Source organism: Vreelandella sp. ssv (genome assembly GCF_059448525.1).
In genome coordinates this window covers 3,926,478-3,949,868 of record NZ_CM182545.1, presented here as the reverse complement: position 1 = coordinate 3,949,868, position 23,391 = coordinate 3,926,478, and the positions used below count along the sequence as shown (strand labels likewise).

36 protein-coding genes and 1 other RNA gene are annotated in these 23,391 nt (G+C 56.5%); 3 read left to right on the top strand and 34 right to left on the bottom strand.

The genetic code is table 11. The features are described 5' to 3' along the window. Nucleotides 1-4 precede the first annotated feature (4 nt). The 5 genes from AC5TBW_RS18035 to AC5TBW_RS18015 all read right to left on the bottom strand — a co-directional run bounded on the left by AC5TBW_RS18035 (nucleotide 5) and on the right by AC5TBW_RS18015 (nucleotide 3,526). On the bottom strand, nucleotides 5-415 hold the full coding sequence (locus AC5TBW_RS18035; protein WP_495509879.1) for a gp436 family protein: 411 nt from the start codon (nucleotides 413-415) through the stop codon (nucleotides 5-7). Between the two features lie 3 nt (nucleotides 416-418). Beyond that, nucleotides 419-949 carry an HI1506-related protein gene (locus AC5TBW_RS18030; RefSeq protein ID WP_495509878.1) on the bottom strand — a complete coding sequence of 177 codons (531 nt, stop codon included), beginning with the start codon at nucleotides 947-949 and terminating at the stop codon, nucleotides 419-421. 65 nt (nucleotides 950-1,014) lie between these two features. Further along, complete coding sequence (locus AC5TBW_RS18025) at nucleotides 1,015-1,917, bottom strand: Mu-like prophage major head subunit gpT family protein (RefSeq protein WP_495509877.1); 903 nt, start codon at nucleotides 1,915-1,917, stop codon at nucleotides 1,015-1,017. 15 nt (nucleotides 1,918-1,932) lie between these two features. Further along, nucleotides 1,933-2,370, bottom strand: coding sequence for a hypothetical protein (locus AC5TBW_RS18020; RefSeq protein ID WP_495509876.1), 438 nt, complete (start codon nucleotides 2,368-2,370; stop codon nucleotides 1,933-1,935). 37 nt (nucleotides 2,371-2,407) lie between these two features. Then, complete coding sequence (locus AC5TBW_RS18015) at nucleotides 2,408-3,526, bottom strand: phage protease (protein ID WP_495509875.1); 1,119 nt, start codon at nucleotides 3,524-3,526, stop codon at nucleotides 2,408-2,410. 135 nt (nucleotides 3,527-3,661) lie between these two features. Here AC5TBW_RS18015 and AC5TBW_RS18010 point away from each other — a divergent pair, with 135 nt between their 5' ends. Beyond that, a complete protein-coding gene (locus tag AC5TBW_RS18010; RefSeq protein WP_495509874.1) occupies nucleotides 3,662-4,465 on the top strand; it encodes a DUF8757 domain-containing protein in 804 nt (267 codons plus the stop codon). On the opposite strand, the gene AC5TBW_RS18005 is transcribed toward AC5TBW_RS18010, so the two are convergent. The 29 genes from AC5TBW_RS18005 to AC5TBW_RS17865 all read right to left on the bottom strand — a co-directional run bounded on the left by AC5TBW_RS18005 (nucleotide 4,437) and on the right by AC5TBW_RS17865 (nucleotide 22,029). Then, nucleotides 4,437-4,898, bottom strand: a complete 462-nt coding sequence (locus AC5TBW_RS18005; protein WP_144814086.1) for a DUF488 domain-containing protein — start codon at nucleotides 4,896-4,898, stop codon at nucleotides 4,437-4,439. The two genes, AC5TBW_RS18010 and AC5TBW_RS18005, sit on opposite strands and share 29 nt — an antisense overlap. A gap of 195 nt (nucleotides 4,899-5,093) precedes the next feature. Next, nucleotides 5,094-5,534 carry a phage virion morphogenesis protein gene (locus tag AC5TBW_RS18000; protein WP_495509873.1) on the bottom strand — a complete coding sequence of 147 codons (441 nt, stop codon included), beginning with the start codon at nucleotides 5,532-5,534 and terminating at the stop codon, nucleotides 5,094-5,096. A 129-nt stretch (nucleotides 5,535-5,663) separates the two neighbouring features. Beyond that, on the bottom strand, nucleotides 5,664-6,818 hold the full coding sequence (locus AC5TBW_RS17995; protein ID WP_495509872.1) for a phage head morphogenesis protein: 1,155 nt from the start codon (nucleotides 6,816-6,818) through the stop codon (nucleotides 5,664-5,666). After that, a complete protein-coding gene (locus AC5TBW_RS17990) occupies nucleotides 6,808-8,415 on the bottom strand; it encodes a DUF935 domain-containing protein (protein ID WP_495509871.1) in 1,608 nt (535 codons plus the stop codon). The genes AC5TBW_RS17995 and AC5TBW_RS17990 overlap by 11 nt, the downstream gene beginning before the upstream one ends. Next, a complete protein-coding gene (locus AC5TBW_RS17985) occupies nucleotides 8,409-9,923 on the bottom strand; it encodes a hypothetical protein (protein WP_495509870.1) in 1,515 nt (504 codons plus the stop codon). The genes AC5TBW_RS17990 and AC5TBW_RS17985 overlap by 7 nt, the downstream gene beginning before the upstream one ends. Beyond that, nucleotides 9,923-10,471: a DUF3486 family protein gene (locus AC5TBW_RS17980; protein WP_495509869.1), complete on the bottom strand. Its 549-nt coding sequence runs from the start codon at nucleotides 10,469-10,471 to the stop codon at nucleotides 9,923-9,925. Before AC5TBW_RS17980 ends, AC5TBW_RS17985 begins: the two co-directional genes overlap by 1 nt. A gap of 3 nt (nucleotides 10,472-10,474) precedes the next feature. Continuing rightward, nucleotides 10,475-10,774 carry a VpaChn25_0724 family phage protein gene (locus AC5TBW_RS17975; protein ID WP_495509868.1) on the bottom strand — a complete coding sequence of 100 codons (300 nt, stop codon included), beginning with the start codon at nucleotides 10,772-10,774 and terminating at the stop codon, nucleotides 10,475-10,477. Then, nucleotides 10,775-11,116: a DUF2730 family protein gene (locus tag AC5TBW_RS17970; RefSeq protein WP_233975112.1), complete on the bottom strand. Its 342-nt coding sequence runs from the start codon at nucleotides 11,114-11,116 to the stop codon at nucleotides 10,775-10,777. A 7-nt stretch (nucleotides 11,117-11,123) separates the two neighbouring features. Beyond that, entirely contained in the window at nucleotides 11,124-11,423 is a 300-nt protein-coding gene (locus AC5TBW_RS17965; protein WP_495509867.1) for a hypothetical protein, read from the bottom strand. Continuing rightward, nucleotides 11,420-11,773 carry a hypothetical protein gene (locus AC5TBW_RS17960; RefSeq protein ID WP_495509866.1) on the bottom strand — a complete coding sequence of 118 codons (354 nt, stop codon included), beginning with the start codon at nucleotides 11,771-11,773 and terminating at the stop codon, nucleotides 11,420-11,422. Before AC5TBW_RS17960 ends, AC5TBW_RS17965 begins: the two co-directional genes overlap by 4 nt. Continuing rightward, nucleotides 11,758-12,423, bottom strand: coding sequence for a transglycosylase SLT domain-containing protein (locus AC5TBW_RS17955; protein ID WP_495509865.1), 666 nt, complete (start codon nucleotides 12,421-12,423; stop codon nucleotides 11,758-11,760). Before AC5TBW_RS17955 ends, AC5TBW_RS17960 begins: the two co-directional genes overlap by 16 nt. Then, nucleotides 12,420-12,578, bottom strand: coding sequence for a hypothetical protein (locus tag AC5TBW_RS17950; protein ID WP_495509864.1), 159 nt, complete (start codon nucleotides 12,576-12,578; stop codon nucleotides 12,420-12,422). Before AC5TBW_RS17950 ends, AC5TBW_RS17955 begins: the two co-directional genes overlap by 4 nt. A 1-nt stretch (nucleotide 12,579) precedes the next feature. After that, on the bottom strand, nucleotides 12,580-12,882 hold the full coding sequence (locus AC5TBW_RS17945) for a putative holin (RefSeq protein WP_495509863.1): 303 nt from the start codon (nucleotides 12,880-12,882) through the stop codon (nucleotides 12,580-12,582). 163 nt (nucleotides 12,883-13,045) lie between these two features. Further along, a complete protein-coding gene (locus tag AC5TBW_RS17940) occupies nucleotides 13,046-13,270 on the bottom strand; it encodes a hypothetical protein (RefSeq protein WP_495509862.1) in 225 nt (74 codons plus the stop codon). 124 nt (nucleotides 13,271-13,394) lie between these two features. Beyond that, on the bottom strand, nucleotides 13,395-13,736 hold the full coding sequence (locus AC5TBW_RS17935; RefSeq protein WP_495509861.1) for a hypothetical protein: 342 nt from the start codon (nucleotides 13,734-13,736) through the stop codon (nucleotides 13,395-13,397). Between the two features lie 33 nt (nucleotides 13,737-13,769). Continuing rightward, complete coding sequence (locus AC5TBW_RS17930) at nucleotides 13,770-14,366, bottom strand: type VI secretion system-associated protein TagO (protein ID WP_495509860.1); 597 nt, start codon at nucleotides 14,364-14,366, stop codon at nucleotides 13,770-13,772. Nucleotides 14,367-14,413: 47 nt separating this feature from the next. Next, nucleotides 14,414-14,842, bottom strand: a complete 429-nt coding sequence (locus AC5TBW_RS17925; protein WP_495509859.1) for a Mor transcription activator family protein — start codon at nucleotides 14,840-14,842, stop codon at nucleotides 14,414-14,416. Continuing rightward, nucleotides 14,829-15,251, bottom strand: a complete 423-nt coding sequence (locus AC5TBW_RS17920; protein WP_495509858.1) for a gp16 family protein — start codon at nucleotides 15,249-15,251, stop codon at nucleotides 14,829-14,831. The genes AC5TBW_RS17925 and AC5TBW_RS17920 overlap by 14 nt, the downstream gene beginning before the upstream one ends. Continuing rightward, nucleotides 15,248-15,652 (bottom strand): hypothetical protein, encoded by a 405-nt coding sequence (locus AC5TBW_RS17915; RefSeq protein ID WP_495509857.1) that lies wholly within the window; start codon nucleotides 15,650-15,652, stop codon nucleotides 15,248-15,250. The genes AC5TBW_RS17920 and AC5TBW_RS17915 overlap by 4 nt, the downstream gene beginning before the upstream one ends. A gap of 9 nt (nucleotides 15,653-15,661) precedes the next feature. Continuing rightward, nucleotides 15,662-15,726, bottom strand: an RNA gene (locus tag AC5TBW_RS17910) — hammerhead ribozyme type II. Next, the gene (locus AC5TBW_RS17905; RefSeq protein ID WP_495509856.1) at nucleotides 15,726-16,358 is read right to left on the bottom strand and encodes a DUF3164 family protein; all 633 of its coding nucleotides are present in this window, start codon (nucleotides 16,356-16,358) and stop codon (nucleotides 15,726-15,728) included. The genes AC5TBW_RS17910 and AC5TBW_RS17905 overlap by 1 nt, the downstream gene beginning before the upstream one ends. Nucleotides 16,359-16,360: 2 nt before the next feature. Beyond that, the gene (locus AC5TBW_RS17900; protein WP_495509855.1) at nucleotides 16,361-16,771 is read right to left on the bottom strand and encodes a hypothetical protein; all 411 of its coding nucleotides are present in this window, start codon (nucleotides 16,769-16,771) and stop codon (nucleotides 16,361-16,363) included. Next, entirely contained in the window at nucleotides 16,768-17,409 is a 642-nt protein-coding gene (locus AC5TBW_RS17895) for an HI_1489 N-terminal domain-containing protein (protein ID WP_495509854.1), read from the bottom strand. The genes AC5TBW_RS17900 and AC5TBW_RS17895 overlap by 4 nt, the downstream gene beginning before the upstream one ends. Then, complete coding sequence (locus AC5TBW_RS17890; protein WP_495509853.1) at nucleotides 17,409-17,804, bottom strand: hypothetical protein; 396 nt, start codon at nucleotides 17,802-17,804, stop codon at nucleotides 17,409-17,411. The genes AC5TBW_RS17895 and AC5TBW_RS17890 overlap by 1 nt, the downstream gene beginning before the upstream one ends. Continuing rightward, on the bottom strand, nucleotides 17,801-18,445 hold the full coding sequence (locus AC5TBW_RS17885; protein WP_495509852.1) for a hypothetical protein: 645 nt from the start codon (nucleotides 18,443-18,445) through the stop codon (nucleotides 17,801-17,803). Before AC5TBW_RS17885 ends, AC5TBW_RS17890 begins: the two co-directional genes overlap by 4 nt. A gap of 2 nt (nucleotides 18,446-18,447) precedes the next feature. Next, entirely contained in the window at nucleotides 18,448-19,167 is a 720-nt protein-coding gene (locus AC5TBW_RS17880) for an AAA family ATPase (RefSeq protein WP_495509851.1), read from the bottom strand. Between the two features lie 41 nt (nucleotides 19,168-19,208). Further along, nucleotides 19,209-21,254, bottom strand: coding sequence for a transposase (locus AC5TBW_RS17875; protein WP_495509850.1), 2,046 nt, complete (start codon nucleotides 21,252-21,254; stop codon nucleotides 19,209-19,211). Then, a complete protein-coding gene (locus AC5TBW_RS17870) occupies nucleotides 21,251-21,688 on the bottom strand; it encodes a hypothetical protein (RefSeq protein ID WP_495509849.1) in 438 nt (145 codons plus the stop codon). The genes AC5TBW_RS17875 and AC5TBW_RS17870 overlap by 4 nt, the downstream gene beginning before the upstream one ends. A gap of 2 nt (nucleotides 21,689-21,690) precedes the next feature. Continuing rightward, nucleotides 21,691-22,029: a helix-turn-helix domain-containing protein gene (locus AC5TBW_RS17865; RefSeq protein ID WP_495509848.1), complete on the bottom strand. Its 339-nt coding sequence runs from the start codon at nucleotides 22,027-22,029 to the stop codon at nucleotides 21,691-21,693. 152 nt (nucleotides 22,030-22,181) lie between these two features. On the opposite strand from AC5TBW_RS17865, the gene AC5TBW_RS17860 reads away from it, so the two are divergent. Next, nucleotides 22,182-22,886, top strand: a complete 705-nt coding sequence (locus tag AC5TBW_RS17860; protein ID WP_495509847.1) for an XRE family transcriptional regulator — start codon at nucleotides 22,182-22,184, stop codon at nucleotides 22,884-22,886. Between the two features lie 30 nt (nucleotides 22,887-22,916). Continuing rightward, entirely contained in the window at nucleotides 22,917-23,198 is a 282-nt protein-coding gene (locus AC5TBW_RS17855) for a hypothetical protein (RefSeq protein ID WP_495509846.1), read from the top strand. The last annotated feature ends 193 nt before the right edge of the window (nucleotides 23,199-23,391 follow it).

Here is a 23,391-nt window from a genome sequence, read left to right as displayed (position 1 = left end):
CTCCTTAAAAACCGCCGCCGGAAAACACACGACGGCCTGAGTTCATCTGCACGTTGCCCGAACTGCTTGCTGCTGAGCCGGTCGAGATACCCAACTTGACGGTGCCGTTGGCAACGCGAACCAGGAACTTAACCGCATCGTCATAGCGCTTTTGCACTTGCTCGCTGGCTTGTGAGTCATAGAGCCGGTAACGGGCGATATCGCACGCATAGGCTGTGATGATGCGAGTGACCGTGGCTAGCGGCACGGTGTAACCCGCTGCGCTTACATACCCGTCGATCTCACCACTGGCGTCGTCACAAGCACGCTCGACAACAGCGGTATCAATGGCCGTGCCCGATTCATCGCGGGCAAGCGCGAGCAGCTCGGCTTCACCAAACCGCTCGATGAGATCCGCTTGCGTGCAATACGGCATGGGTTAAGCCTCCGGCTCGCTGGTCGCTTCATCCAGCGGGAAGGTGCAGTCTTCCACCTCAAGTGCCGGGTCTTCGCGCAGTTGCGTCAGCTGCTCTTCGCTCAGCGCCTCAAGGGCAATACCCATGCCCTCGCGGCTGAAGCGGAAGCCAGCACGGCGGCGGCTTTTGAAGCGACGCTTGGTGCGCACGAAAACACCAGGCAGTTCAAACATCGGCGGCAGCGCGTTGCCGGTGCCGTCGCCAGTGACAGTGTTGCCTTGGATCTCGGTAGGCTGGGGCGCTGCTGCTGGATCAGTGTTGGGCGCTACTGCATTAGCTGCCGTTTCCGGCACGGGCTCGGCATTGGCTTCATTCGCCTCTGCTGTTGTTGCCGCTTCTGCGTTTGCCTGGGCTTCCTGCTCAGCATTCGGCGCTACGGCGTCAGCCGTTGTTGGTGCTTCCACCACTGGCTCGGGCTTGGCCTCAGTCGCTTCTGCCTTCGCCTGGGCTTCCTGCTTGGCCTTGGCAGCGGTGGTCTGTTTACGTGTTGCCATGGTGTTGCTCTCCGTTGCGCAGTGCCCGCCTAAGTAGGCACTGCGAATTGCGGTTTAACGTGCCGTTAAGCGCTGGTTAACCAAGGGTTCAGCACCAGTGTCGAGGTGTTCGCCCATTTGTTGGTTTCACCGCCAGCGGCGAGCTGGCTTTGCAGCACGGCACGGGCAGCGCCTTCCATGGAGTTGGGCACCATGGTGTGCGAGTGACGCAGCGCCAGCGGGCGTTCGTAGTCACCTTTCAGCGTCGTCAATGCCTGGCGCGCGGCTTCGTAGTTCTCGGCAGTAAACGGCTGGCGAGAGCGAACGGCGAGCTGCCACAGCCCTGCACCGGCATTCACTCGGGCATCCACACCGAACAGGAACTTGTCGGTCATGAACACTGCCGTATCGTTCAGATCGGTAATCGAGCGGAAGTTGTAATCGCGCCGCTTTTGGAACATGACCGGCTTGATCACGCGGGTGTTATCCATGACGTACCAGGCATCGCCCGTGCCGCCCATGTCGTTACTGACGGAGATTTCTTTGCCCGTTTTATCCAGCACCGAGTGGTCGGTATCAAACAGCGGCTGGCCGTCGTAGCACTCGGGGTTACCTTCCAAAACTTCCACAGCGAGTTCGTTAGGGTGCTCACGGCTGGAGCGGCCAAACTCTTGGAACACCGGCGACCAGAGGCCGTAAGTGTCGTCTTCAATGGCATCACGTGAGACGCCTTCGGTTAGCTCGAACTTGCGGTTCGTGATGCTGAACCCGGCACCTTCCAGCGAGTGAATAACCCGATCACCCAGCCATTCGCGCATACGCGGTAGCGACTTAAGGAACGGATACACCTCAACCGCTGTAGTCGATGGCACAGTGGTGCAGAACAGCTCATAGAGCGCGGCCTGCTCACCCAGCGAGCTAAAACCCTGCTGGAAGCTGGTGTTGTAGGCCTGGAACAGCACCTTCAAATTTGGGGAAGTAAGATTCATGTAGGCAGTCCTTTATCAGGCGCTAGCGGCAACGCCGTTAGTCGGGTCGATGTTGACCCACACGCCGTTATCGTCGACGGCGTCGACAATGCCAGCGGGGGAGCGGGTAGCGGTGCCATCGGTTTTAGCGACGGTCTGGTTGTCAACGATGTAACAGACCTGGCCAATGTCAGCGGCGGTGATCGCGTCGGTACTGGTTGAGTTGGCGAAGTGGAAATTGCCGCGCTTCACTTCCACCACCTGGTCGCCATCCGCACCGTCGGTGTTGTCCTGGTAGTGCTCAAACACACCGGCAGCGGTCAGGCCGGTGGCGGTAGTGCCTGGCTCGGTAAAGCCTTCAGCATTGATGACGGCGATAGTGCCCGCGAAGCACTCAGCAGCAGCCGCGACCAGATGGCCGCGAGACAGCCCTAAGCGGTGCGGGGTGTTTCGATTTTGGGTTGCAGCGGTCACGGGGTGATCCTCTTGCCTGTTGGGTTAGTGCGCCTGCTTATGCAGCGGGTACGGGGTTCGCCTTGCGGTACGCTTCCGGCGAGATGCCCATGCCTTTGCACACCGCCAGCTCTGTTTCGTTTAGCTTGCCGTCGCCTTTTACTTCACTGCCTTCCGGCGCTTTGCCTTGGGTCTGTGTAGTTTTCAGGGCGGCGATGCTGGGGGCGCCTGCCACATGCGCCTTGCAGGCGGCAATACCTTGGGTGCGCAGCCAATCGGCGGTGGCTTTACCCGCGATACGGCCATCGTTGAGCCCTTCGGTGATTAGTGCTTCCAGCTCAGCGGTATTGCTGTTTTCTTTCAGCGCGGCTAGCTGCTGGGTAGTTTCTTGGTACACGGCCATAGGTACGAACTGGGTCATGTCGGCAGGCGCGCCTGCACTGGAAGCTTTAAGTGCGGCCACGGCTTCATCCGGCTTCGCGTCGTCTTTGGCACCTAGTGCTGTGCGGAACGCGTCTGCATCTGCCTGTGCGGCTTTCAGCGCGGCGATAGCGGTGTCGATCTGCTCATCGGTTGCTTCAGCGGCCAAGCCAAGGGTTTTAATCAGTTGCTCACGTTTCACGGTGTCGATCTCCTGGGCGTCATCATTGACGTCATGGGTAATCGCCATCCGAGCAGCGGCAAGCTGCGCCGCGCCCTCATCAATGGCGGGGGTGTTGGTTAACGCCAGGTGCAACAGATCTAACGGCACACCGTTGGCGTCATAAGGGAATACGGGGGAGAGGTAACGATAGGCTGCTGGTTCGCCGTTCGGGCCTTCAGCAATTGCAGCGCTTGCGGCTGCTGTCCAGGCAACGGAGCCGTACAAACCATCTTCACGCCATTCAAGCGAGCGTGGGTCGACCCAGCCAGCGGCGGGCGCGGGCAAGCCGTTATTTTCGGCGTAAAGGGTTTGGTGTTCGTAGTCGATGACAATGTCAGTGCTGCGCGCAGCAGCAAGACGAATAATCGCCTGGCCTTGTTCGGCAGAGAGGCTCCAGGGGCCAGAGCCTATAGCAGCCCCACGCGGTACGTGGAAGGTGCCAGAAGGCATCAGTCGCGTTTTTTCGTCGGTGAGCTGCACTCGTAGAGCGCAGGCAGCGACGCGGGGCTTTGTTTGAAGGCTTTGTGTTTTCATGCCCCCATGATCGGGGGCTTAGGGCGAGACGTGGATTTAAAGCGCTTTAGGAGTTTTTCTAACGAGGGGTGGAGAAAAGATCACTTTGCTGTTACTAAATAGGCTGAGGTTATTACATAAGAAAACGGGGGGAATATGCGAGACAGGGAAGCAAATATACTCATACTATGCAAAACGTATCCGAGCCCTAGTGCTAGATATCAAGAAACATCCTGTGTAGCAGGAATGGAAGAAGACGGCTCTTTGATTCGCCTTTTTCCGGTTCCCTTTCGCTTAATCAGCGGAGATCAGCAGTTTTCGAAATGGCAGTGGATCTCGGCAAAGATTGAAAAAAGTCGTGATGATCATAGACCCGAGAGCCATAAATTGAAGGTAGGCTCGATTCAACTTGGCGATTGCATACCTTCTGATGGCGACTGGAGGAATCGTCGCCATTATCTTGAGAAGCTACCCGTTTTTGATAGTCCTGAAGACCTTGAACAAGCACGTCAACGTGATGGCACAACTATCGGGTTGGTTCGAGTACAAAAAATTACTGACCTTACGCTTACCGAGCATAAAAATAAGGATTGGACTGAAGAAGAACGATCCAAGCTAGAACGAAGCCAACTTTCACTTCTAGATGATGAGCAAGGTGAAGTAAAAGTTCTGGAAAAAATACCTGTTGATTTTCACTATCATTATGAATGCCTAAAACCTTCAGACGCTGCTCCTTTCAGGCATAAAATCGTGGATTGGGAGATTGGCGCACTATATAGAAATCTTATCAGAACTCATGGTGAGGAAGGCTGGAAGCGTCCTTTCAAACATAAGCTACTTGAGGAACTGCCAGCCAAAGATTTGATGTTTCTGATGGGCACCGTGCATCGGTTTCCTGGTCAATGGCTAATCATCAGCTTGATCTACCCTCCTAAACAGCCACAGCAATCTCTTTTTTGATAGCCAAATGCTTCACATGGAGATCGGGATTTAGTTTTTTACCCGCCTCTGCCACGAACCTTCTGTGACAGAACATAACGTCTGCCTCAAAACATATCAGGCAGGCGTTAATTTCAGAGGCTTCGTCGGCCACATCGCGAACTACATCTTCTTGGGTCTCAATGTAAGCCCTGAAATGCTTCGTATAGTTTGCCCAGTCACCGTCTTTCTTATATTGATCCCGTATTGGCTTGGGGCAGCCAAGAGCTTTGACGTGTTCATAATCAATACCTGATGACTTGAGCTTTTCCGCAAAAGACGTTTTTGAAAAACCTTTCTTGCGTGATACGGGAAGCTGGCGAACGTCCACCACCTTGTTGACACCTGCGTGCCGCAGCCCTTGTAGAAAGCTGTCTATATCTAATCCTTCGTATCCTGCTGTGAATAACGCCATCGTGTTACCTCAAAAAAACTACAGTATATATAATAGTATCTTCCATGCTCCGGAGGTCTTCGTCCAATGAATCCCTTTCAAAGCCCCTAAATTGGAAATCTAACGCGGGTCTAACGCGCCTATGGCGCAAATATCAAGCCAACGTAGCGGGTAATGCCTCAGCGGCGCTTACAGGGCCACGTTGATGATTAGTTCCTACACGCTCAAGTGGTCGGCAAGGATGGCTAACACTTCGTCTTCGTCGTCATCTGACAGCCCGATAAATTCCCGTCCTGGTATATCGCCCCATAAGTGCGGGAACTCTGCTTTGGTACCGCCGAAGTTTTGCATGGCGGCATAGACCATCAAGCTGCCCCATTCGACGTTGTCGTTACTGGCGGCGTAGCTGAACTGTTTGGATAGCTCACTGCTTTCACCTTCAAGAATGCGCCCATGGCCTTTGTGCTTTTCAGTGACAGGGGAGTTATCTTTCCAAGGCGTACCGTCCGGTGCTTCCTTATCTATAAACCGTTGCTGGGTGCGGTTGATCATCTCTTCACCGATACTCTTCATCGGCGCGGTGAGATCTTCGCTTTTTTGCAGCAGCTCGGTAATGGCGCGTTCGACTGCCTCGGTGCTGACATTGATGGTACCCATGAAACTCTCCTATACTGTGTGTGCCTGTCCTCGGTATGGCTACCGACCCCAACGCTCAGGCGTTGATGAGGGCTAGCATGGGTGCCTCCCATGCGGCAGGCTACAATCCCTCTCTTATTCCCCCCTGACTTATCTCAAGCGCTCCGCTCCTGGCGGCGGCTGATCTGTACGGCTTTTAAACAGTGTCAAAAAGTAGTTCTTCTTACCGTCTTCGGTGCGTTTGAGCGCGGCGCGGTAGGTGACGCCTTCAATGATCAGGTAGATCAAGCGGCCTGGGTCGTTAGGCACTCGGTACACCTCGCCATCGTCCAGTAGCTGCTGCACGCGGCGGTAGTCATTGATACCGATCTCTGGGTGACGCTCACGGTGCGCAGTCAGGCTCTGCTGAGATAACAGCACCACAGGGCTTTCTGCCCCCAGCACTTCACGCTCGACCGGCGGCACAACGGCTACCGGATACTCCCCACGCATCTCACCATTAAAGAACCTGTTGAATAGCGGCGCTGCGACCAAATCTGCAACGTGTTGGCGTGCGATGGTGGCTTCTACACTATCCAACCGGTTTAGCCTGGCGGCGATCGCACGCTCGGTAGCCGTTTGCCCAGGGGCATAATCCCATCCTGGCTGCACGCCGTTGGGCACTGTGACCACTTCGCCGGTGGTGCTATCGACGTGCTCATAGGTGCCGTCATTCGGTGCTGTGTCCGGGCCGTCTTTACCTAAACGGCGCAGGCCACGTTCGTTGAGGGTTTCCACACCGCAGTTGCAGCCAAAGCCGTTGGGCGCGAAATGGGTTTGCCACCATGGGTCATCTGCACTCAGCACCAGGTTGTTCCAGCGCTGATGCTGCTGGCGTGGGTTCTCGATCGTGTTGTGGATGTAACGCCAGTAAGGGCGCAAGCGCACCACATCCGGGTCGGTCATCTGCTGCCACCGGCCAGCGGCGTAGGATGTATCCAGGTTGGTCTTATAGATAAGACGGGTACGCCAGGCGCGACCCGCTTTGGTGTCTTCCCCTGTCCAGTCGGTCCACCCACGTTTCGATACGATCTCATTGAACTGGCGGCGAAACTCGCCAATGCTCTGGCCATTGCTGATCGCATCGTCGACAGCGCCGCGAAGATCCACGAGCAGGTCGGCTTTGGTGGCACCGGCCACGACAAAGGCCGCGTCGTTTTGGTCGCGGGTGATTTGCCCAGAACGGGTGGTGGGCAGGTTCAGCTTGTTACGGAAGAACGTCACCTGCTCAGGAAAAGGCCGGCGGAACTCTGCACTAATCGGCATTGCCGGTTTCCTCATCGACCGTTGCACGGCCTGCCAGATCGGCAGTTTCAAAGGCGATGGCCATCACATCGGCCAGCTCGGTTTCGTCCAGGTCATCAAAGGCGTTGGTTATCAGCTCTTGCAACTGCTCTAGGCTTTCGGCTTGTTCTACCAGCTGCTGCACCTGGTTAACCCAGCCGTCTACGACCGGCTGCGCCTGGCCGTCTAGCTGCTCTAGGGTGGCGTCGCGGTAATAGCTGGGCTGGCCCGGTTGTGTGGGTGCCTGGCGTAGTGCGGCTAGCGGTGGTTTAGATGCTGGCAGGCGTAGAGCCCCAAATGGGCTTGGCGCTGCCTTTGGCATAAGCACCTCTTCGCCTTCCTGGGCTTTGGGGATGCCAGATTTCTCATGGAACCACCAACTGGGGATCTTCGCGCCCATGTCCACGAAGGTAGGCAAGCTCTTGGAGAGGCGTTCAAGATCCTCCGTTTCGCCTGTATCTAGATAGAACCTTGGCGCGCGCTGGGCCTTATCGATACCGTAGTTAAGCGCCGCCATGGGCCATAACATGCCTTTTCGGACACTGCTCGCGTACTGGCGCACGTCGGAGCGAATCAGGCTGGTTTGCCCGCGCTCGTGAACATTGCCCAGAGCGTTGGTGTTGGTGCCTTCGCCGGTACCGCTGGTGAGCGTACCGCCTAGAATCGCTTTGGCCTTAGCGCGCTCGCACCAGTCCATCATGGTTTTGTAGATATCGGCTGAAGCACCTTTGCCTGCCGCCTCGGTAAAGTCGATGGCCATCCCTTCCGGGATAATGCCAGCGGCATTCTGGCCAAGCGTGACCACGGCACGTAGCAGTGTGGCTTTCTCTTTTTCAGTGGCGTTCTTCGGGTACTTACCGATGCGGGCCGGTAGGCCGTAGATTTCGAGCAGCTGCGCCAGGTCGCCCAGCGCGTAGTTCTGGAACAGGTAGGGCCATGCGAGCATTCGGTGTAAGCCCATTCGGGCTACGTAGCCACTCTTTGCGCGGTGGCGGTGCTGCACCCATCCCAGCGGCCACAGCTCGTCACCGGTGGCGCTATGGTCGCGTAGGGTGATGCAGTTCTGGTCGTCTGGATGCAAGCGGAACCAACTGTGTGGTCTTAGTGTGGGCTGTTCGATGTAACGCAGTGCGCCGTCACGCTGCCACGATAACTCCAGGTTGGCCCAGCCGTGGCCGATGCCGGTACCCAAGTCTAGTATCAGGTCTTCAACTTCCAGCGCGCTGAACACATCAATGGCGTGTTCGGTGGCGCGCTTCTCTTGGGCGGTGGCGTTATCCGGCGGCACGATCTGCCACTCCAGCTCTGCTGCTAGCTGGCGGCGCTTGCCCAAGTCGGCACCGATCTGCGCATCCTTTTCTTCCATGTCATCGAACAGCTCGCTTTGAGCCTTGAGATCACCTTGCTCGGCGGCTTCAAGGATCTGATACAGGCGCGCAGGTGTGAGCCCCTTGGTGGGGTGATCGGCGAACTCACGCTTGAGTTGGCCAATGCGGGCATCGTTGGTTTGCTGTTCTTTCAGGGCTGGCGCACTGGCCTTGACCAAGTTGCGCCGATACTTCGCAGTGGGGCTTACCATGCGCCGCCTCCTATGCCGAATCCGGCGTGTTCAATGTCGTCGCTGTCGTTGTCCTGGTTAGGAACACCAGGCAGGGGCGCGGCGGTGAATTCAATCGGTATCACATCCATCATGCTGGCGTAGTACGCCATGGCCAATGCGATGGCCGCATCGCCGTGGCGGTCTTTGCTGTCGCCGGTTTTAGCATCGGGTAGCTTGGGGACGCCCTTAATCACTTGCAGGGCGCGCAGGTCATCAACCACGTTGCTGTCGCGGGGAAGGCTGATCAGTTCGTCTTCAAACGCGGCTTTGAAGGGCGGCATGTTGTTCAGGTACCAGCTCTGGGAAAGCATCACCACTTCCACGATGCTGCCGTAGCGCTCGGCTGCCTGTTCGGCTAAGTACTGGCCGTTGCCCCTGCCATCCAGCGCGCCACCTTGTAGCCGTGGCAGGCGGTCGGCAATAAAGAACAGCACTTGCTCTTGCTGCTTGAACGGTACGTTGCGCAACTCGACCAGGAACGGCACCTGGCGCAATAGCTGCTGGGTGATGGCCATGGGGGCAATCACGGTTAAATCCCCACTGCGGCCAAAGTCTTCACCGAAGCAATGAGCCAACTTGGGGTCGAGTTTTTCCAGTAGTGGCAGCAGGTGTTCAATACACCAGGCGTTTATTTCCAGGGCGCGGTAGTGCTCGGGTACCGCGTTGAATTCTGCGCTGCCTTCAAAGCGAATCACCGGCGCATCGACCATGCGCGCTTCGATCATGGCGCGTGAGAGGTAGGCACCGCCGCCCGCTTTGGGTACGCAGTAGTACTCCTCTAAGGCGTCTTCCCGCGTGGCGGTGTCCTTGAGCAGGTTGGCCTTCCATTCTTCCTCTGCCTCTGGCGTCCAGATCTTACCGCGCACTTGGCAAATACGCTGGTACAGCCCTTGTTCGCAGGCGTCGTCTAGCGTGATGCGGTGAACGCTGTAGCGTTTCTTTTTCGCTCGGCTGTCTTGGATCAGCTCATTGAAAACGTTTTCAACGCCGTTGTGTGTGCTGATCAGGCGCACCTTGGCGCCCCACATGGTGAGGGCTAGCGCGGCTTTGAGTACTTCAGCGAGCTGGTCGTGGAAGGCGGCTTCGTCAATCGTGACGTTACCCTGGCGGCCCCGCATGTTGCTGGGGCGTGAGCTAAGCGCCTGGATCTTGAAGCCGCTGGAGAAGTGGATATTGAAGGTGAGGATGTCTTTATCCTCATCTTGGTAAAGTTCTTCCTGGATGTGCGATGCGGCGCGGTTGAACGCTTTGGCCCACATGGCGCAGGCATCGATAAACTCGATGGCCATGTCTTTGTTTGAGCCCACATAGAAGTGGTTGGTACCACCGGAAGCTTTGGCACTGCTGGCCGTTAGAACGCCATCGGCGGCTTCGCCCCAGGTCAAGCCGGTACGGCGGCTTTTCTCAGCGATCTTGAGATCGGAGGTGTCTTCGATCCATGCTTTTTGGTAAGGCAGCAGAACTGATTCAGGTAGCGCAGCGCTCATTAGGCAATCCCCAATATGTCGCGCTTGATAGAGTCGATCGCTTCGCGGCTCATGCCTTGTGTGGCCATGCTGGTTTCGGCCTTAGCAGCGGCCTCTCTAGCCACTTGTGCCCGCAACTCTTTGGCGTGTTTCTTCTGGGTAAGCGATAGGCGTCCCAGGCTATCCAACGCCTTGGAAACTTTAGCCAGATGGTGCGCGGCGGCATCCGGTTCGATCTCCATCTTGCGAAACTCTAGGGAGATCCGCAGTAAGTGCTCTTGCACCAGGCGCGCCGTGGCGTCGATCAGGTTGCCTTCGTCATCTTCCACCGCATCCGCCATGGCCTTGGCCATTTCGGTAGTGCGGCGTACGCTGCCCATGGCTTCCTCAAACTCTTCCCGCAAGTCCTGGCCATAGCGATGCACTGAGCTTTTGGAAACGTTATAACCGCGCTCGCTTAGCCAACCGGCTAACGCTTCATAGCCCTGAAAGCCACTGCTAACGAGCTTCTCGTTTAGCTGTTCTCGCACATCCTGTGGAAGGTCAAATACCTTATTGCGTGGGGGCATGGCTCATGCTCCTGGGCGTGGCTTAGCTACGCCTGGCACATTCGCAAGGCCATCTGCACAATCTGAACCTCGGGCCGTAAGCGTGATGACCCAACCCACACGGGGTTGCTGAGTAATGACCAAATCCTGCTCTTCCAGCCACGCCAGATCACCGTGCAAGCGATCGCGGCTGATGTTGTGCGCGTAAGCACCTTTCAGCTCATCGTTTAGCGAGTACTCATTTGTCGTGAACTGGCTACGACGCGAAAGTATCCGCAGGATGCACAAGCGACGGCCTTCGGTTTCAAAGTCTTGGTAGCTCATTTAACGGTTCCCCTTTTCCGTCAGCAGGTATTCATGCAAGCGGTTGAGTAGTGCATTGCTGGCCTGTACTTGCATTGCCAGCTCACCCACTGATCGGTTCATGCCCGCCATCTCGCCGCGAAGCTTGTCGATCTCGCTGAAGCCTGGGCGATTTTCCAGCGTTTGCTCTAGGCGTGACACGTGGCGATCTACCTCATCTAACCGGATATGCACATCGCGGATGGCGGTGCTGGTGGCGCGGTTGCGGGTTGTCCACCACACGTAAATCCCACCCGCGAGCAGGAAGCCGTTCTTGAGCAGCTCGAAAAGAAAGCGGGCATCCCATAAGTTTGTAATTTCCATGTTCCCCTCAGTCTTCGTCTTCTTCTTCTTCGGTACTGGCCACGCACTTATCGGCGTGTTCACGCACTCGGGAAAGCTTGAGCCAACCCCGCGTTGCCCAGTGGTGTAGATCGGTGATGTATAGCGCCACATCGTCTTGGGTGTAATCACCCACAGGGCGCAGCGGTTGGCGTTCTGGTGCTGTCATGCCCGCTGGTGCGGCGCATTCGTCGACGTTTATAGAGGGTGGCGGCGTTAGTGGCTCTGGCGGTGTGCTGCTGCAAGCGGCCAAGGCGGCGAGAGCGCCCACGATCAATACCGTTCTCATGGCAGCGCCTCCAACGTTGAGCGCAGCACCGGGGCTATGGGGCCATCGTCGCTAGTGGGTGAGCGCTGGATGCGCTGGCGTAGGGCGTCGTAGTCTTCGGCCTGTTCTGCCATTTTTTCCTGGAGCGCTTTGACGTCAGCTTCAGCCAGGCGGCGGCGTTGCTCGGCCTGGTTTAGCTGATCTGCCACTTCTGTGGCTTCCTGCTTCCATTCGTCGCGCTTGTCGATCATTTCCGAGAGCGCTGAGCGTTCAAGGGCTAGCTCATTAGCAAGGTTATTGGCCTGCCATGTTTTCCAAAATAGTGTGATCGATAGCGCTATAACCGCGGCAACCATTACACGCTGGAGCATGGCGCACCTCCGTGCCAGCCAGCCCGCTCATAGCGGGGTGTCAGCTCTAGAAGTATGTGCCGCACGTAGTGGCGGTTTTCTCGCAGGGCCCAGCCTGCGCGGTTGGTGTACTTCTCAACGCTGCCAAACCACACACCGGCATCATCACCGGCGGCGGTGGCTAGGCGCCTGTCTCTGTTTACCCAACCTAGTCCACCGTTGTATGCGCTTAGCGCCATGGCCCAGCGTTGGCATTCGTCAGCAGTATTAGCCAGCCGCTGCCAATGCCACTTGTTGTAACGGGCTTGGGCGCGCATCGCCCATGTGGGGGAGTACGGCGCGGCGCGCCCCAGGTCTGGGTAGATCTCGGCAATCCAGGCGGAAGTAGAAGGCATAAACTGGCTAAGCCCCTGCGCACCCACGGGACTGTTGACGTTTGAACGCCAGGCGCTTTCCTGGTGGATCTGCGCAGCATGCACGGCTACGCGGCCATTCATGCCCCATTCCTGTTGAACCACTCGCGTTAGCTCGCGCTGGTAGCCCTGAGCGGCGCTAGGGATCTGTGCATGCGCGGGCTGGCACGATTCCAGTACTAGCAGTGAGGCCAGCACTAGGCTCATGGCGATCCAGGTGCCGTTGGCGAGCAGGTAAGCCTTGATATCGTTCATCATGACCGTTCCTCCTGGAGCACCTGCTCGGCGCGTTCCGTCACATCTTTCAGGCGCAGGTGTAAGGGCAGCACGCTAGCGCCACCAGGAAGGGCATCGATTTCAGCCACTAAGCGCTTGCCCTCTGCCAGCAGCTCAGCGGCGGTATCTGCGGCCATGTCAGACTCCCAAGCCAAGGGCTAAGAGCGCGGCGGCGATGATGATGGCTCGTCGGAGCATGAGTAGCGCAATGGCACTCAAGCCATTGCCGTTGTTGCACTGATAGTCGCCAGGACGGGCGTAGGGGAATATCGATCGGTCGATCCAGTACCCGAGGTATGCACCCCAGCACAATTTCGTGATTGACCAGAGCAGCACTCCAATCTGATGCTGATAGAGCAGGCCAACAACTATGGTGGTGAGAATGGCAAGGATCAGCCAAGGGCCGATGCGGAGTTTGTCGAGCAGGGAGCGAGTGTTCACGGTAGGTAGCCTCAAATGCAGGGTGAGCGATATACGCAAGTGCAGTGAGGTTCAGGCTAGAGGGGATCGGCTAGGCGTCGGGAATCAAGCAGTTTAGGAGTTTTGTTGCTGCAAAAAAAAACACCCCGCCATAGCGGGGTGCAGTATTAGTAATAAACTAAGGTCACTCTTCAATACTAACAATATCTGTATTGACACCCAAACGTTTAGCAATGTCATCGATCAGCTCATCATGGGAATGGTATTCTGTGTTGTCGATTAGCGTCTCATCATCTACTTCTGATCCGTCAATATACTCAATGGTGACTGAACCACAGCGAACGATACCGTCCATATACTCAGGAACACCTTGGTCTAGATACACGGTAACTTGATTGATTTTAGTCATTAGAAATACCTTTTGGTTGTTTTAATTAACTGGCTCGATAAAGTGTTTAGAGCCACATTGATTATACTGTTTTCAAAGGTGTTTTTCTATATTTTTAGCTGTCGACAATACTCAAATTAGCCGCTTATATCTCACATTGGTGCCGACCAAGTGTCTTGAAGCCTTCCCCTCTTGAAACTGCGGCAACATCGATGATGCGCACTAGTCGACTGCCTTCGCCTGTTGCGTTTACCCGGACAGTCTCACATACAGACATTGCGTAGCCCTCGCGGTTGTTGCCGTTATCCAGAACGCCCACATAGATAGCGCCATCGTCAGTCACTAGGAAGTCTTTTGCAGTACTGCCAGCCATCACTTCAGCCTTGATCGCTTCCTCATTGATAGTGACGTTGCTGGTTGCTTGGCTCTCTCCACAGCCTACGAGCAGAGCGGCGGTGGCGATTGTAGTACCTAAAAGCGCTCTCATAGTGAACCTCTTCTATTATTGATAGTTAGATCGTTACCAGTTGCACGCTTCACGAAGCGGAGAAATAGCTTCTTCCAACCCAGTGATAGGAAACTGAACGGTAATGGGGGATTCACTGAACGGGGTTGCGCGTACGGTCAGAATATCGCCATCGAACATGCTACTAATGACTGGTATTGACTGACCGCCGTTCCATAGCCCAAGCGCTTTACTATCTGTCGAAGCTTGCATATTTCGCGTCACAGCATCCTGCTGATCGACCCTTAGCGTTACACGGCCATAACCCTGAATATCGGCCATATGGTGTTGTTCAAAGCTGAAGTACATGACGGTCTTGTTTTCGTGGCATCGCAGAATCAGGTTTGGCCTACTGTCTCTTCCAAACCGACCTGCTATCGCTTCAATCGCCGCTGTGCGCAGCACCACGGTCTTACTATCGTCTATGGGCGAAGTTTGTTCACTGACATTCCACTCAGATACATTCTCTCGCTCGACGGCAGGACGGTACTCTGCATCGTAACAAGCTAGGCGGCGCTGATCGTTTGAAATATCGGTGCAAGTTTCGGAAGCGTGACCCTGTCCAATCGAAAGTGCTAATGCTGTTGCGATAGTTGTTACAGTTTTTTGCATGATGTTCCCCGTTATTTTTTGTTAATTATAACTTTGCTGAATCTAGCTTAGCCGTTTGCGCTTTCACCGAAAAGATCAGATTGCATGCGGGCGCGGGCAAGCTTGCGCTGCTCGCCGAGAATGCTATAGATCTGCGCTTCGGTCAGGTCGTAGTCTTCGACCAGTTGGGGAATGTTGTCGCCGGTGTGGCGCTCCCATATTTCACGGTCTCGCAGGGCGCGATCTAACTGGCGGCCTTGCGGCACGTAAAGGCTACGGCCACCCGCAAACGAGCTGATAGCACGCACAGCAGCAAAGGCGCGGCTGCGAGCTACTTTTGGTTCATCGCCTGCGCGTATGTGGGCGTTCTCGACCACGGTGAGCATGTCGCTTAGCCCTTGTGGCCACTTCTTTATGATCTCGGGGTCGAGATAGTCCAGGGCATCGTCGGGGATGCCGAAGCCCAAGTCCATGTTGTCGAGCTTATGCGATGTCATCGGGGTACCGTCCTTGCCGCTTGGCGTCGATGATCAACGCCTGGAGCAGCTTGTGCAGTTGGTTATCATCGAGAAAGTCCACGCGATCAACCTTGAACATGTGCTTGGCCATGCCATCGGCGTAGGCCCAGGCGCGGCCCGCTTCCGCCAGCAACGCTTCGACCTTGTTCATTTCCGCTTGGCGTGTCGCCGGTGGGTTAGGGGCCTTACGGCCTGCCTTTTTGGCGGGCTTTGGCTCAAAGCCGAGGCGGCGAAACTCAAACATCACACCGCCTATGGTCTTATTCGTGAGTTCTTTGGCACTGCTCACGCCCGCTGTGCGGGCGAGGATGGCACGGTAGTCCTCATCGCTCAGCCCTAGCTGCTGTTTGGCGATGTGGATCTGGGCCAGTTTGCCTTTGCTGATCATGACGCCACCTCATCGACCTTTATCTCAAGATCAGGGAAGTGCTTCCTGAGGTGAGCCACCGCAGCACCTTCGGTGCCAAAATTGGGTACAACGCCGATCACGCGAGGCGTTACCATGCGGTCGGCTTCCTTCTTGCCAAATGCTCGCTTGGCACTCGCATACACTTTTTTGGGATGCGGTGCCCGTTTCAATGGCCGCCAGAAGCGCCCTTGGGGATGCACTGGCTTACCGTCCTCGGTTTTAGTCCATTCGAAGTCCACGGTGCCGTCCACGAACACCACAACGAAGATCTTCTTACCGTCATGCATCTTGGCCAGTTGTAGCTCGTGGCCATCGGCAATCAGCTCAACTCTGCCGCCCAGGTGCTTTAAGCGCTCTTTGATATCTTTCCACTTATCCATGCATTACCTCATTGGCTGCTCATCAGTGCTGGGCCACCACGCCCAGCAGACGCCCCGAGTGGGGCGTTTCGCTTTACACCCCCGCGATATCTAGGCTGATGGGCTGGTATTGGTCGGTGCTGCCAATACGCTCATAGATGCGGATGTAGCTTTTGGAGCCGGTGACTTGCACGGCGTCGCTGATAGCATCCATGGCTTTCAGCCAGCGCTTGTCCTGAATGTTGAGGCGGCGTAAGCCCAGCACTTGACCGGTACGGATGTTGCCCGCTGTATCGACGCGGAAGGCGTCTTGAACGATGGTGGCCACCTCGGGGCGAGCGTCTGCTGTCCAGTCTTCCAGGCAGTCTTCAATCAGGCCTCTGGCCGCTTGCAGTCGCTCATCAAAGGTGATGGTTTCGGAGATAGCGCGCTGCACCTTGTACTTGCCGCAGAAGCTGACCAACTGCACGTTGCCTTTCTTGCCGCCGATCTTCGCGTCGTACTCCTGAGCGGATGTCTCAATTAGCGCGGCGATCTCGCTAAACACATCGGCCTTGAAGTCCTTTAGCTGGTCGCGCAACTCGCAGGCGCGGTCGACAATTGAGAGCACGAGTTCATCGCGCACCTGGTCGATTGGCTTGATCTGCGACTCTGGAATCAGGCGGCCCTTGGCGTCCATGCGGAAGCCTTCGGGTACCTGTTGGGTATCGGTTGCTGGGGTGTTCATGGTTAGGCTCCTTTACGGGCAAAGTTGGCGCTGCGGTTACGAGCGTTATGGCGGTTGTGGTGCAGCGGTTCGATAAACGCGCCGTTGCGCTGGCGGATAGCTTTGTTGTTTCCAAGGCCCAGCAAGAACTCCTCCCACACGGCGTACACACCAGGCAGCTCGAAAGGCTCTTCGTCTGTCGCTTGCTCGGCAGGTGCTGCAGTCTGTTCAGCCAAGCCGGTATCCCAGCGCTGCCAGATGCGCAGCACGGCGGCTTCTTGCGCAGGCAGCAGTGGCTCTGGCTCCAGCGCTAGGCGCTCGAACTGATGCGGGTTGATCAGGTACTGGGCTAGGTTCACCCCATGTCGCGCCATGCGCAGGGCGATGAAGCGATCGGCGTAGTGCTCAATGTGGGCGTCGCTGTAGGTTCTCATTGCTGGTCTCCCTGGTTGGCTGCGCCTTTCAGTAGGTCGCTGAGGCGTTTGGGTGCGTTGGCTTGCTCAGCCGCTTTAGCGTTTTGCCGCTGACTCTTTTGCGGGGTAGTCACCGTCGATTGGCGGCTTCTCAATCGCTCATGCTCGGCTAATACGTCATCGGTAGAGCGCTCACGCAACGCTGCAGCTGGGGCACGGTTTGCGGACTGTTTGGCACCGCTGCGTGCCTGTTCCTCGCGCTGTTTTTCCACTTCGCCGGCGTGGCGATCGGCACAGTTGGCAACGACTTCATAGAGGTACCCATGGCCGCTTAGCGGTAGGTTGCTGGGCGGGCGTTCCAGCAGTTGATCCAGTGCCATGACCCACACCTTCAGCGGTGCTTCCCGCGTGATGCCTTTGCGCTCAATCACGCCGCTGGTGATGGTCTCTTTCAGCTCGGTGAGTAGGCGGGCGCTTTTGGCGCTGGCCAGGGCACGGCTGGCAGGCCGGAACATGCCTAGGTAGCGCACGATGCGTGAGCTGAGCAGTGCGGGCATTTCCAGCGCGGCGGCTACAGCTTGGTTGTGTTCGCCCTGGGTGACGAAGGCGGCCATGTCGCCGGTCATGCCGCACTCGGGGCAGGTGGCTTTAAGGGTCATTAGTTTTCTCCCTGCTGGCGGTCGGGGTTGTGCGGGCATGATTGGCAGTGACGCCACATGCGCATGGCCATGGGGTTGTGCGTGGGCGTTGGGCGAGCGCGGTAGTCGCGGCACTGCTCAACGCTGATGGTGAGCTGCTGAGCTGGGCATTGGAGGCCGTCCAGGGCCAGCAGCACTTTCTTCTCGATGCTATCGGTGGAGGGGCTCGGGTAGCGGTTGGCCAGTGCCAAAGAGACCGCTGATCTGGATACCCCAATGCGCTCACCGGCCATCTTGCGGTTGGTGGCGCGCACTTCATCGGCGAGCAGCGAGATCCAACGGGGCGGCTCTTCACCCCAGTTGGTGATATCGACGGTACGGGTACGACGAATGCTGTTGTTTAAGGGCGTGTTCATGGCTCACCCCCTTCGGTTTTTGTCACTCGCGTGTAGACGACTTCGCCAGTGTTGGGGTCGTAGAGCTGCTTGGTGCGCTGGATCATGGGCGCACGAGGCCCCGTCCAGCGGCTCGAAACCAGGCGGTAACGGCTCATTACACCGGGAGTCCCTGGGCGAATAGTGGCGACGTACTCGGCAGCCGCCAGAAAGCGCAGGTATTCGTTGGCAGTGGCTTCGGCGATTTCAACCTGGGGCGTGGTGGCGGCGTCGGCAAGTTCGCGGGCGGTGCAGTCGCCGACGATCTTCAGCGTGCGCCACATCTGTTCACGGCCAAGGCCACCGGTAGGTGTGGAGCCGTCTTTGCGCACACGCGGGGCTTCCATGCCAACGTCTTTAATAAGGGAGTACTGCACCGGCTCGCCGCTTTTGCGGGGCACATCAATACGGGAAAGGTAGCCGCCGTTTTCGAGACCGTTTAGATAGTCACGCACGCGGCCCTGGCTGACGGCATCCGGCATCAGTAGCGATATGTCTACCGTGGTGATGGCTAATCCTTTAGCGTGCATGTCACGTAGGGTTTCCCAAATGGCCTGGCGGTCGATGCGCGGCCCCTGGGCGTTGAGTGGGGGTTTACGTTTTGCCATGCCTGTCTTTGTCATGATTAGCCCCTCCGTGCCGGTGGTTGGCCGGTGTGGATCTCACGCTCGCCCCATTCCCGCAGGCCGACCTTCGTCCAGCCATTGGCGGTAGCTTCGCTGTGGATCTGGTAAAGGTTCACAGCAACTCGACGCAGGCAGCCTTTAACACGGTCGTTTACCGCTTCCAGCAGGTTGTCGTCGATTTCAATATCGGGGTAGCTCTTGTCAGCCAGGGCGCGCACGTCATCCAGGCTGGCGGCTTGGGCGGGCACCCATTCCAATACGCGGTTATGCAGGCGCTCCAAGCGGGCCATTGAAGCGGGCACGCGCTCTTCACCGATCAGAATCAAGGTGCCTTGGCTGGCGTTATAGATGTCGGTGAGAACGTTGGCGGCGGCTTTGTCGATCACGTACTGAACGTCATCAACGATCAGCGGGCGGCCTGAGCGTGAGAGCTGCTCGGCGATCTGGTCGACCATCTCGCTGAGCGTTTTCATGGGGATGATGCCCATCTCGCGCAGCACGGCGACCACAAAGGCTTTTTTTGTCCAGCTTTCCCGGCACTCGACGTAGTAGGCGCGGTGTAGGTTGGCGGCATAGGCCGCTGCTAGGCTTTTGCCGTAGCCGCTGGGGCCGTACATAACCACCAAGCCAGGCAGTTCTGGTGGGCGGTTGGCGGCGCTTTCTACGGCAGCGGCGAGTAGCCCGACGTTAGTGAGTGGTACAATGGTGTTGACGCTCATAGTGCTTCCTTATCCAAGGTTGGGGTGTCGTGGGCCGTGGTCTAGACGGCCCGTCGGTTGCGGGCGGGTGACAGCCCGTCCGCATCCATTACTTTCGCGATAGCGCGAAAATCGTTGTGATGCTGGTAGCGTTCGTACCAGTCGCGTGCCGCTTCCGACACTTCCTCTGCCTGCTGAAGTTGGGCATCCAGCTTTTTCCAAAGCCGATAACGCTCCATCTTGTTTTGGGGTATCTGAAAGCGTGTGCCTTGATCCGCCAATTGCTTGGCGTAGGCGCGGCCTGCGGCTGCCTGCTTTTCATCCGAGTAACTGGCGGCGGGGGTAATCGCGCGGATCTCGACATCGCTGCCGGTGATCGTTTTGGCTTTTTGTGCCAAGCGGTTGAGCTGGCCTTTTTCGCGCTTTTCGGCGGCGCGCTGGATCATCGTTGCAGGCATGGCGGGGGTGGCGTTGCCGTCGAGAATGGCGTCGCCAAGGTGCTCGCCATCCAGGGTGTAAACGCCGACGCTGCCGGTGTCGCGGTAGTCCCAGGCGACGCGGATCTCTTCGCCGTGCATGTCGCGCAGAGCATCCATAAAGTAGGTGCCGCCATTGATGCGCACTTCGCCTCGGTTGGTTTTGCGCACTTCCTGTGGGCGCATGAGGGAGGCGACCACATCGCTAGGCGCGGTCAGCGCTTCAAAGCCTTCAGCCTCAGCACTTTTCCAAGCTTCCATGGGGCTTTGGTTGCGCAGCCTGCCGGTGTCTAAATCGCGTACTTTGGAAAGGCCTTTATGGGGCCGATGGTTGTAGACGTTTAGCGCTTCGTTTAAGGAATCAAAGAACGCCTGAAACGTGGGTATTAACGCGGGCTTTAGGCCCTTTTTAATATCGCGGCGGCTTAACTTGTGCGCTTTAGTGGAGGCTTCTTTATCCATGTCCGCGCCGATATAGCTGTCCATGGTTTTAGCCAGTTTTACTAAGGTGCTTTGGTGGGCGCGCTCAATGACGCCGCGTGCCTGAGAGTTGTAAGGCAGCGAGTGGGTAATGGTGCCGCCCAGGCGGTCGACCACTTCATAAACAGTGGCGTTGTCAAAGCCGCTGCCGTTATCGACGTAAAACAGGTTGAACATGCCCACGCGGCTAACGGCATCGCGCAGCGCATCCAGCGTCGCCACGGTGGACTCGGCAAGGTTGAGGGCGAAGCCGACGATGCGGCGCGTTGCCCAGTCGATGATCAGCGTGACCTCTGGCCTAAACGCTTGGCCGGTCAGCGGGTTAATCACTTCGGCATCAAAGGTGTGGCCATCCGCCACCCACACATCGTTCGGCCATAGTTCAGCACTGGTGCGGCGCTTGAAGGGCTGGAGTGCTTTCAGCTCATGGGCACCCATGCGGCCACGTTCCCGCGCTTCGGGGCTTAGCTTGGCAAGCCAGCGGCGCACCTGGTGTATAGAGGGGTGCGGTGGTTGGGTCTGCTCGACCAGCAATTGGTAAGCAGCTTCCACGCTGGGCTTCTGCGGTTTCTGGTAGCGCTTGAGAAAGTCACCGGCCCAGTCAGGCATGCTCATATCTGCCTGACGGCGTTTGGGGGCTAGGCCTCGTTCGCCGTGCTTGCGGAAGTCAGCGATCCAGCGCTTTAAGGTGCGTTCGCTTAGGTTGCGCGTCTCTGTCTTGCGGTCATTGGCCAGCACCACACGCTCTTTAAGGTAAGGCGTTAGATCGTCTCCCTTCGCATGGGCAACTAACGTTTCGATAGCGCGTTGCTGGCTGACCATCTTGCTCATACGTTCGATCTCGCGAACGAAGGCAACGCGGGCGGTCATCACTTGGCGCTGGGCATCGGTCAGCTGCTGCTGGCCTGGGCGCTGCTCTTCTGGCTGCGGCGCTAAGGTGCTAACAGGCGTTGGCGCGGCGTTATCTGCCTGTGCCAATAACAGTGCGTTTTGGGTTTCGGTGGGTAGAACCGCAAAGGCGTATTCGACCGCTTTACTGCCCAGGCGCTGCTGGCCTTCCCAGCGGTGACGCTTGGCATGTTCACGCACGTTGCGTTCTGTACCGGGAAGCCCTGGTAACCCGGCCAGTTCTTTGGCGGTGTACCAGTTCATTCCTCTTCTCCCATCAGCTTTTTCAGCTTGCGCAGATCTGCATTTACACGCTCCTGAATGCGGGAAAGCTTCCCGTATTCGGCAGCAAGCGCCTCACGGCCATAGGCCACACGCCCACCACGTAGATGCACGATCCAATCTGTAAAAACGTGGCTCTGGCAGACTTCTTCCAAAAGCGGAATACGATAGAAAGGGATGTTATGGTCGCTGCGCGCTGGTGAACTCCAGGCGTCAAGCATGTGTTTGGAAACGTCGTCACCCGAGTAGCGGCTCATCTGTGCGGCCACTTCATAGCGGTCAACGGGGCAGTCCTTCAACACGATGCCAACTAGCTCGCTCACTTGAGCAGCATAGTTACCACTACCTGGTAGGGGAGTGACCGGCACCGGCACCTCAAAGATGTCTAATGTTAATTCGTCTTTGACGCGTCGCATGGCTATGCTCCCTGTGCCATTTGACGGTGCGCTATAACGTTAGAAACGCTATCCTGTTCACAAATAGTGTCATTTCGCTTTTCGGCACGGTTTGGTCGCTCACGACATGGGGTGCCGTCATGGTTCCAGCGCTCTGGCCAAATAGCTTGTGGAGTAAAACCAAGCTTTTTGGCGATAGCGCGTTCCATGCGGGGGTAAGGCGTGTACTTCGCTAGCTGTACCGCGTTGTCAGTGACGCCAAGCTCATCGCTAAGCTTGCGCAAGCTAGAACCCTGGCTACGGAGTTGGTATTTAAGCCACTCCCATCGTTGGCTTGGGTTGGCGGGAATTTGTTGGTTCATGGCGTCACCTCGGTGGCGTTTTTTGGGGTGTCTAACCTGTGCTTCCCCATAAACATAGCGCGGATAAAAGTGTATATCAAGCGGATAAATGAGCATCCGTTTCTTTTTATTGCGCCAATCGCTCTTTTTTTTGTGCATGAGGTTGTAAAACAGTGGGTTACGAAGAAAGGGATGCTGACCAACTCAATGATATCGAGCATCCGATTCCTACTGAGGGAATCGGACACTTCCCCTCACGGCTTAAAGACGCTTTAGGGACTGAAAGTGCGCGCGTATTTTCGCGCCGATGCGGTTTGTCTGAAGGTGCGATACGCAGTTATATGAGCGGAGACACTTATCCAACCCTGGATCGTCTAGCGCTAATTGCCAATGCGCTTGGTAAGGACATGCAATGGCTTGCATTTGGAGAGGAGAAGGCTGATTCAATAGATGTAAAGGGCATGGACGATTACGCCTTTGTGCCTTTGTATGATGCCCAATGCAGCGCGGGTGATGGGGCTTGGAACGAGAACTGCCGTGTGCTCACGTACATCAGCTTTACGCGCTATTCACTGCGTAAGCAGGGACTGACGCCAGATCACCTATCAGCGATCCGCATTGATGGCGACAGCATGGAGCCGGTACTACACAGCGGTGATACGGTGCTGATTGACCACACCAGGACGGCGATTGAAGGCGAGGGTATCTATATACTGCGGCTGGATGGACATCTCTATGCTAAGCGGCTGCAGCGCCAATTCAACGGCGTTTCCATCATTAGCGCGAATAAGGAATATGACAAAGTACTAGTGCCTCAGGATCAACTGCATGAGCTTGAGATTGTTGGACGTGCCGTGTGGTCTGCTGGGTGGTTGTAAGTAAGTTAAAACAATGAGATAGGAGGTTGCATGGCTTCTTTTACAGTGCGGATGGTATTGAAAGGCGGGGAGTGGGAGGATTATGAAAAACTCTATGCTCGGATGGAAATGAAGGGGTTTACGAAAGAGATCGAAGGAAGCAGTGGGCAAGTCTATGAGCTACCTGATGCTGAATATATTTATGATGGTTCTGCTACTAGAGACGAAGTATTTGAAAAGGCAAAAGTAGCTGTTGAAGGGGTTGGCCTCAGGTACTCTATCTTCATAACCGAATCTAAAGGTCGAACATGGTGTGGGCTAGAGAAAGCTTGAGCGCCCTGTGCCAATAATAGCGCGAAAAAGGTTGTTCCACGACTGAGCGGCCTTCTTCCAATTTGCGCGCCTTTTGGCACTAGTGGTGTCTAATCATCTGGCGCTATATGCTGGCGCTGTGTCCGTAACCATCTGAATCTACACCACTAAATTGCGCCTCTCATCCCAGCTTATCCCTATTTGTTGTTTATAG

Bases quoted from the DNA above. Each gene is read 5' to 3' on its own strand.
- AC5TBW_RS18035 (WP_495509879.1), bottom strand. From the start codon at position 415: ATGCCGTATTGCACGCAAGCGGATCTCATCGAGCGGTTTGGTGAAGCC.
- AC5TBW_RS18030 (WP_495509878.1), bottom strand. From the start codon at position 949: ATGGCAACACGTAAACAGACCACCGCTGCCAAGGCCAAGCAGGAAGCC.
- AC5TBW_RS18025 (WP_495509877.1), bottom strand. From the start codon at position 1,917: ATGAATCTTACTTCCCCAAATTTGAAGGTGCTGTTCCAGGCCTACAAC.
- AC5TBW_RS18015 (WP_495509875.1), bottom strand. From the start codon at position 3,526: ATGAAAACACAAAGCCTTCAAACAAAGCCCCGCGTCGCTGCCTGCGCT.
- AC5TBW_RS18010 (WP_495509874.1), top strand. From the start codon at position 3,662: ATGCGAGACAGGGAAGCAAATATACTCATACTATGCAAAACGTATCCG.
- AC5TBW_RS18005 (WP_144814086.1), bottom strand. From the start codon at position 4,898: ATGGCGTTATTCACAGCAGGATACGAAGGATTAGATATAGACAGCTTT.
- AC5TBW_RS18000 (WP_495509873.1), bottom strand. From the start codon at position 5,534: ATGGGTACCATCAATGTCAGCACCGAGGCAGTCGAACGCGCCATTACC.
- AC5TBW_RS17995 (WP_495509872.1), bottom strand. From the start codon at position 6,818: ATGCCGATTAGTGCAGAGTTCCGCCGGCCTTTTCCTGAGCAGGTGACG.
- AC5TBW_RS17990 (WP_495509871.1), bottom strand. From the start codon at position 8,415: ATGGTAAGCCCCACTGCGAAGTATCGGCGCAACTTGGTCAAGGCCAGT.
- AC5TBW_RS17985 (WP_495509870.1), bottom strand. From the start codon at position 9,923: ATGAGCGCTGCGCTACCTGAATCAGTTCTGCTGCCTTACCAAAAAGCA.
- AC5TBW_RS17980 (WP_495509869.1), bottom strand. From the start codon at position 10,471: ATGCCCCCACGCAATAAGGTATTTGACCTTCCACAGGATGTGCGAGAA.
- AC5TBW_RS17975 (WP_495509868.1), bottom strand. From the start codon at position 10,774: ATGAGCTACCAAGACTTTGAAACCGAAGGCCGTCGCTTGTGCATCCTG.
- AC5TBW_RS17970 (WP_233975112.1), bottom strand. From the start codon at position 11,116: ATGGAAATTACAAACTTATGGGATGCCCGCTTTCTTTTCGAGCTGCTC.
- AC5TBW_RS17965 (WP_495509867.1), bottom strand. From the start codon at position 11,423: ATGAGAACGGTATTGATCGTGGGCGCTCTCGCCGCCTTGGCCGCTTGC.
- AC5TBW_RS17960 (WP_495509866.1), bottom strand. From the start codon at position 11,773: ATGCTCCAGCGTGTAATGGTTGCCGCGGTTATAGCGCTATCGATCACA.
- AC5TBW_RS17955 (WP_495509865.1), bottom strand. From the start codon at position 12,423: ATGATGAACGATATCAAGGCTTACCTGCTCGCCAACGGCACCTGGATC.
- AC5TBW_RS17950 (WP_495509864.1), bottom strand. From the start codon at position 12,578: ATGGCCGCAGATACCGCCGCTGAGCTGCTGGCAGAGGGCAAGCGCTTA.
- AC5TBW_RS17940 (WP_495509862.1), bottom strand. From the start codon at position 13,270: ATGACTAAAATCAATCAAGTTACCGTGTATCTAGACCAAGGTGTTCCT.
- AC5TBW_RS17935 (WP_495509861.1), bottom strand. From the start codon at position 13,736: ATGAGAGCGCTTTTAGGTACTACAATCGCCACCGCCGCTCTGCTCGTA.
- AC5TBW_RS17930 (WP_495509860.1), bottom strand. From the start codon at position 14,366: ATGCAAAAAACTGTAACAACTATCGCAACAGCATTAGCACTTTCGATT.
- AC5TBW_RS17925 (WP_495509859.1), bottom strand. From the start codon at position 14,842: ATGACATCGCATAAGCTCGACAACATGGACTTGGGCTTCGGCATCCCC.
- AC5TBW_RS17920 (WP_495509858.1), bottom strand. From the start codon at position 15,251: ATGATCAGCAAAGGCAAACTGGCCCAGATCCACATCGCCAAACAGCAG.
- AC5TBW_RS17915 (WP_495509857.1), bottom strand. From the start codon at position 15,652: ATGGATAAGTGGAAAGATATCAAAGAGCGCTTAAAGCACCTGGGCGGC.
- AC5TBW_RS17905 (WP_495509856.1), bottom strand. From the start codon at position 16,358: ATGAACACCCCAGCAACCGATACCCAACAGGTACCCGAAGGCTTCCGC.
- AC5TBW_RS17900 (WP_495509855.1), bottom strand. From the start codon at position 16,771: ATGAGAACCTACAGCGACGCCCACATTGAGCACTACGCCGATCGCTTC.
- AC5TBW_RS17895 (WP_495509854.1), bottom strand. From the start codon at position 17,409: ATGACCCTTAAAGCCACCTGCCCCGAGTGCGGCATGACCGGCGACATG.
- AC5TBW_RS17890 (WP_495509853.1), bottom strand. From the start codon at position 17,804: ATGAACACGCCCTTAAACAACAGCATTCGTCGTACCCGTACCGTCGAT.
- AC5TBW_RS17885 (WP_495509852.1), bottom strand. From the start codon at position 18,445: ATGACAAAGACAGGCATGGCAAAACGTAAACCCCCACTCAACGCCCAG.
- AC5TBW_RS17880 (WP_495509851.1), bottom strand. From the start codon at position 19,167: ATGAGCGTCAACACCATTGTACCACTCACTAACGTCGGGCTACTCGCC.
- AC5TBW_RS17875 (WP_495509850.1), bottom strand. From the start codon at position 21,254: ATGAACTGGTACACCGCCAAAGAACTGGCCGGGTTACCAGGGCTTCCC.
- AC5TBW_RS17870 (WP_495509849.1), bottom strand. From the start codon at position 21,688: ATGCGACGCGTCAAAGACGAATTAACATTAGACATCTTTGAGGTGCCG.
- AC5TBW_RS17865 (WP_495509848.1), bottom strand. From the start codon at position 22,029: ATGAACCAACAAATTCCCGCCAACCCAAGCCAACGATGGGAGTGGCTT.
- AC5TBW_RS17855 (WP_495509846.1), top strand. From the start codon at position 22,917: ATGGCTTCTTTTACAGTGCGGATGGTATTGAAAGGCGGGGAGTGGGAG.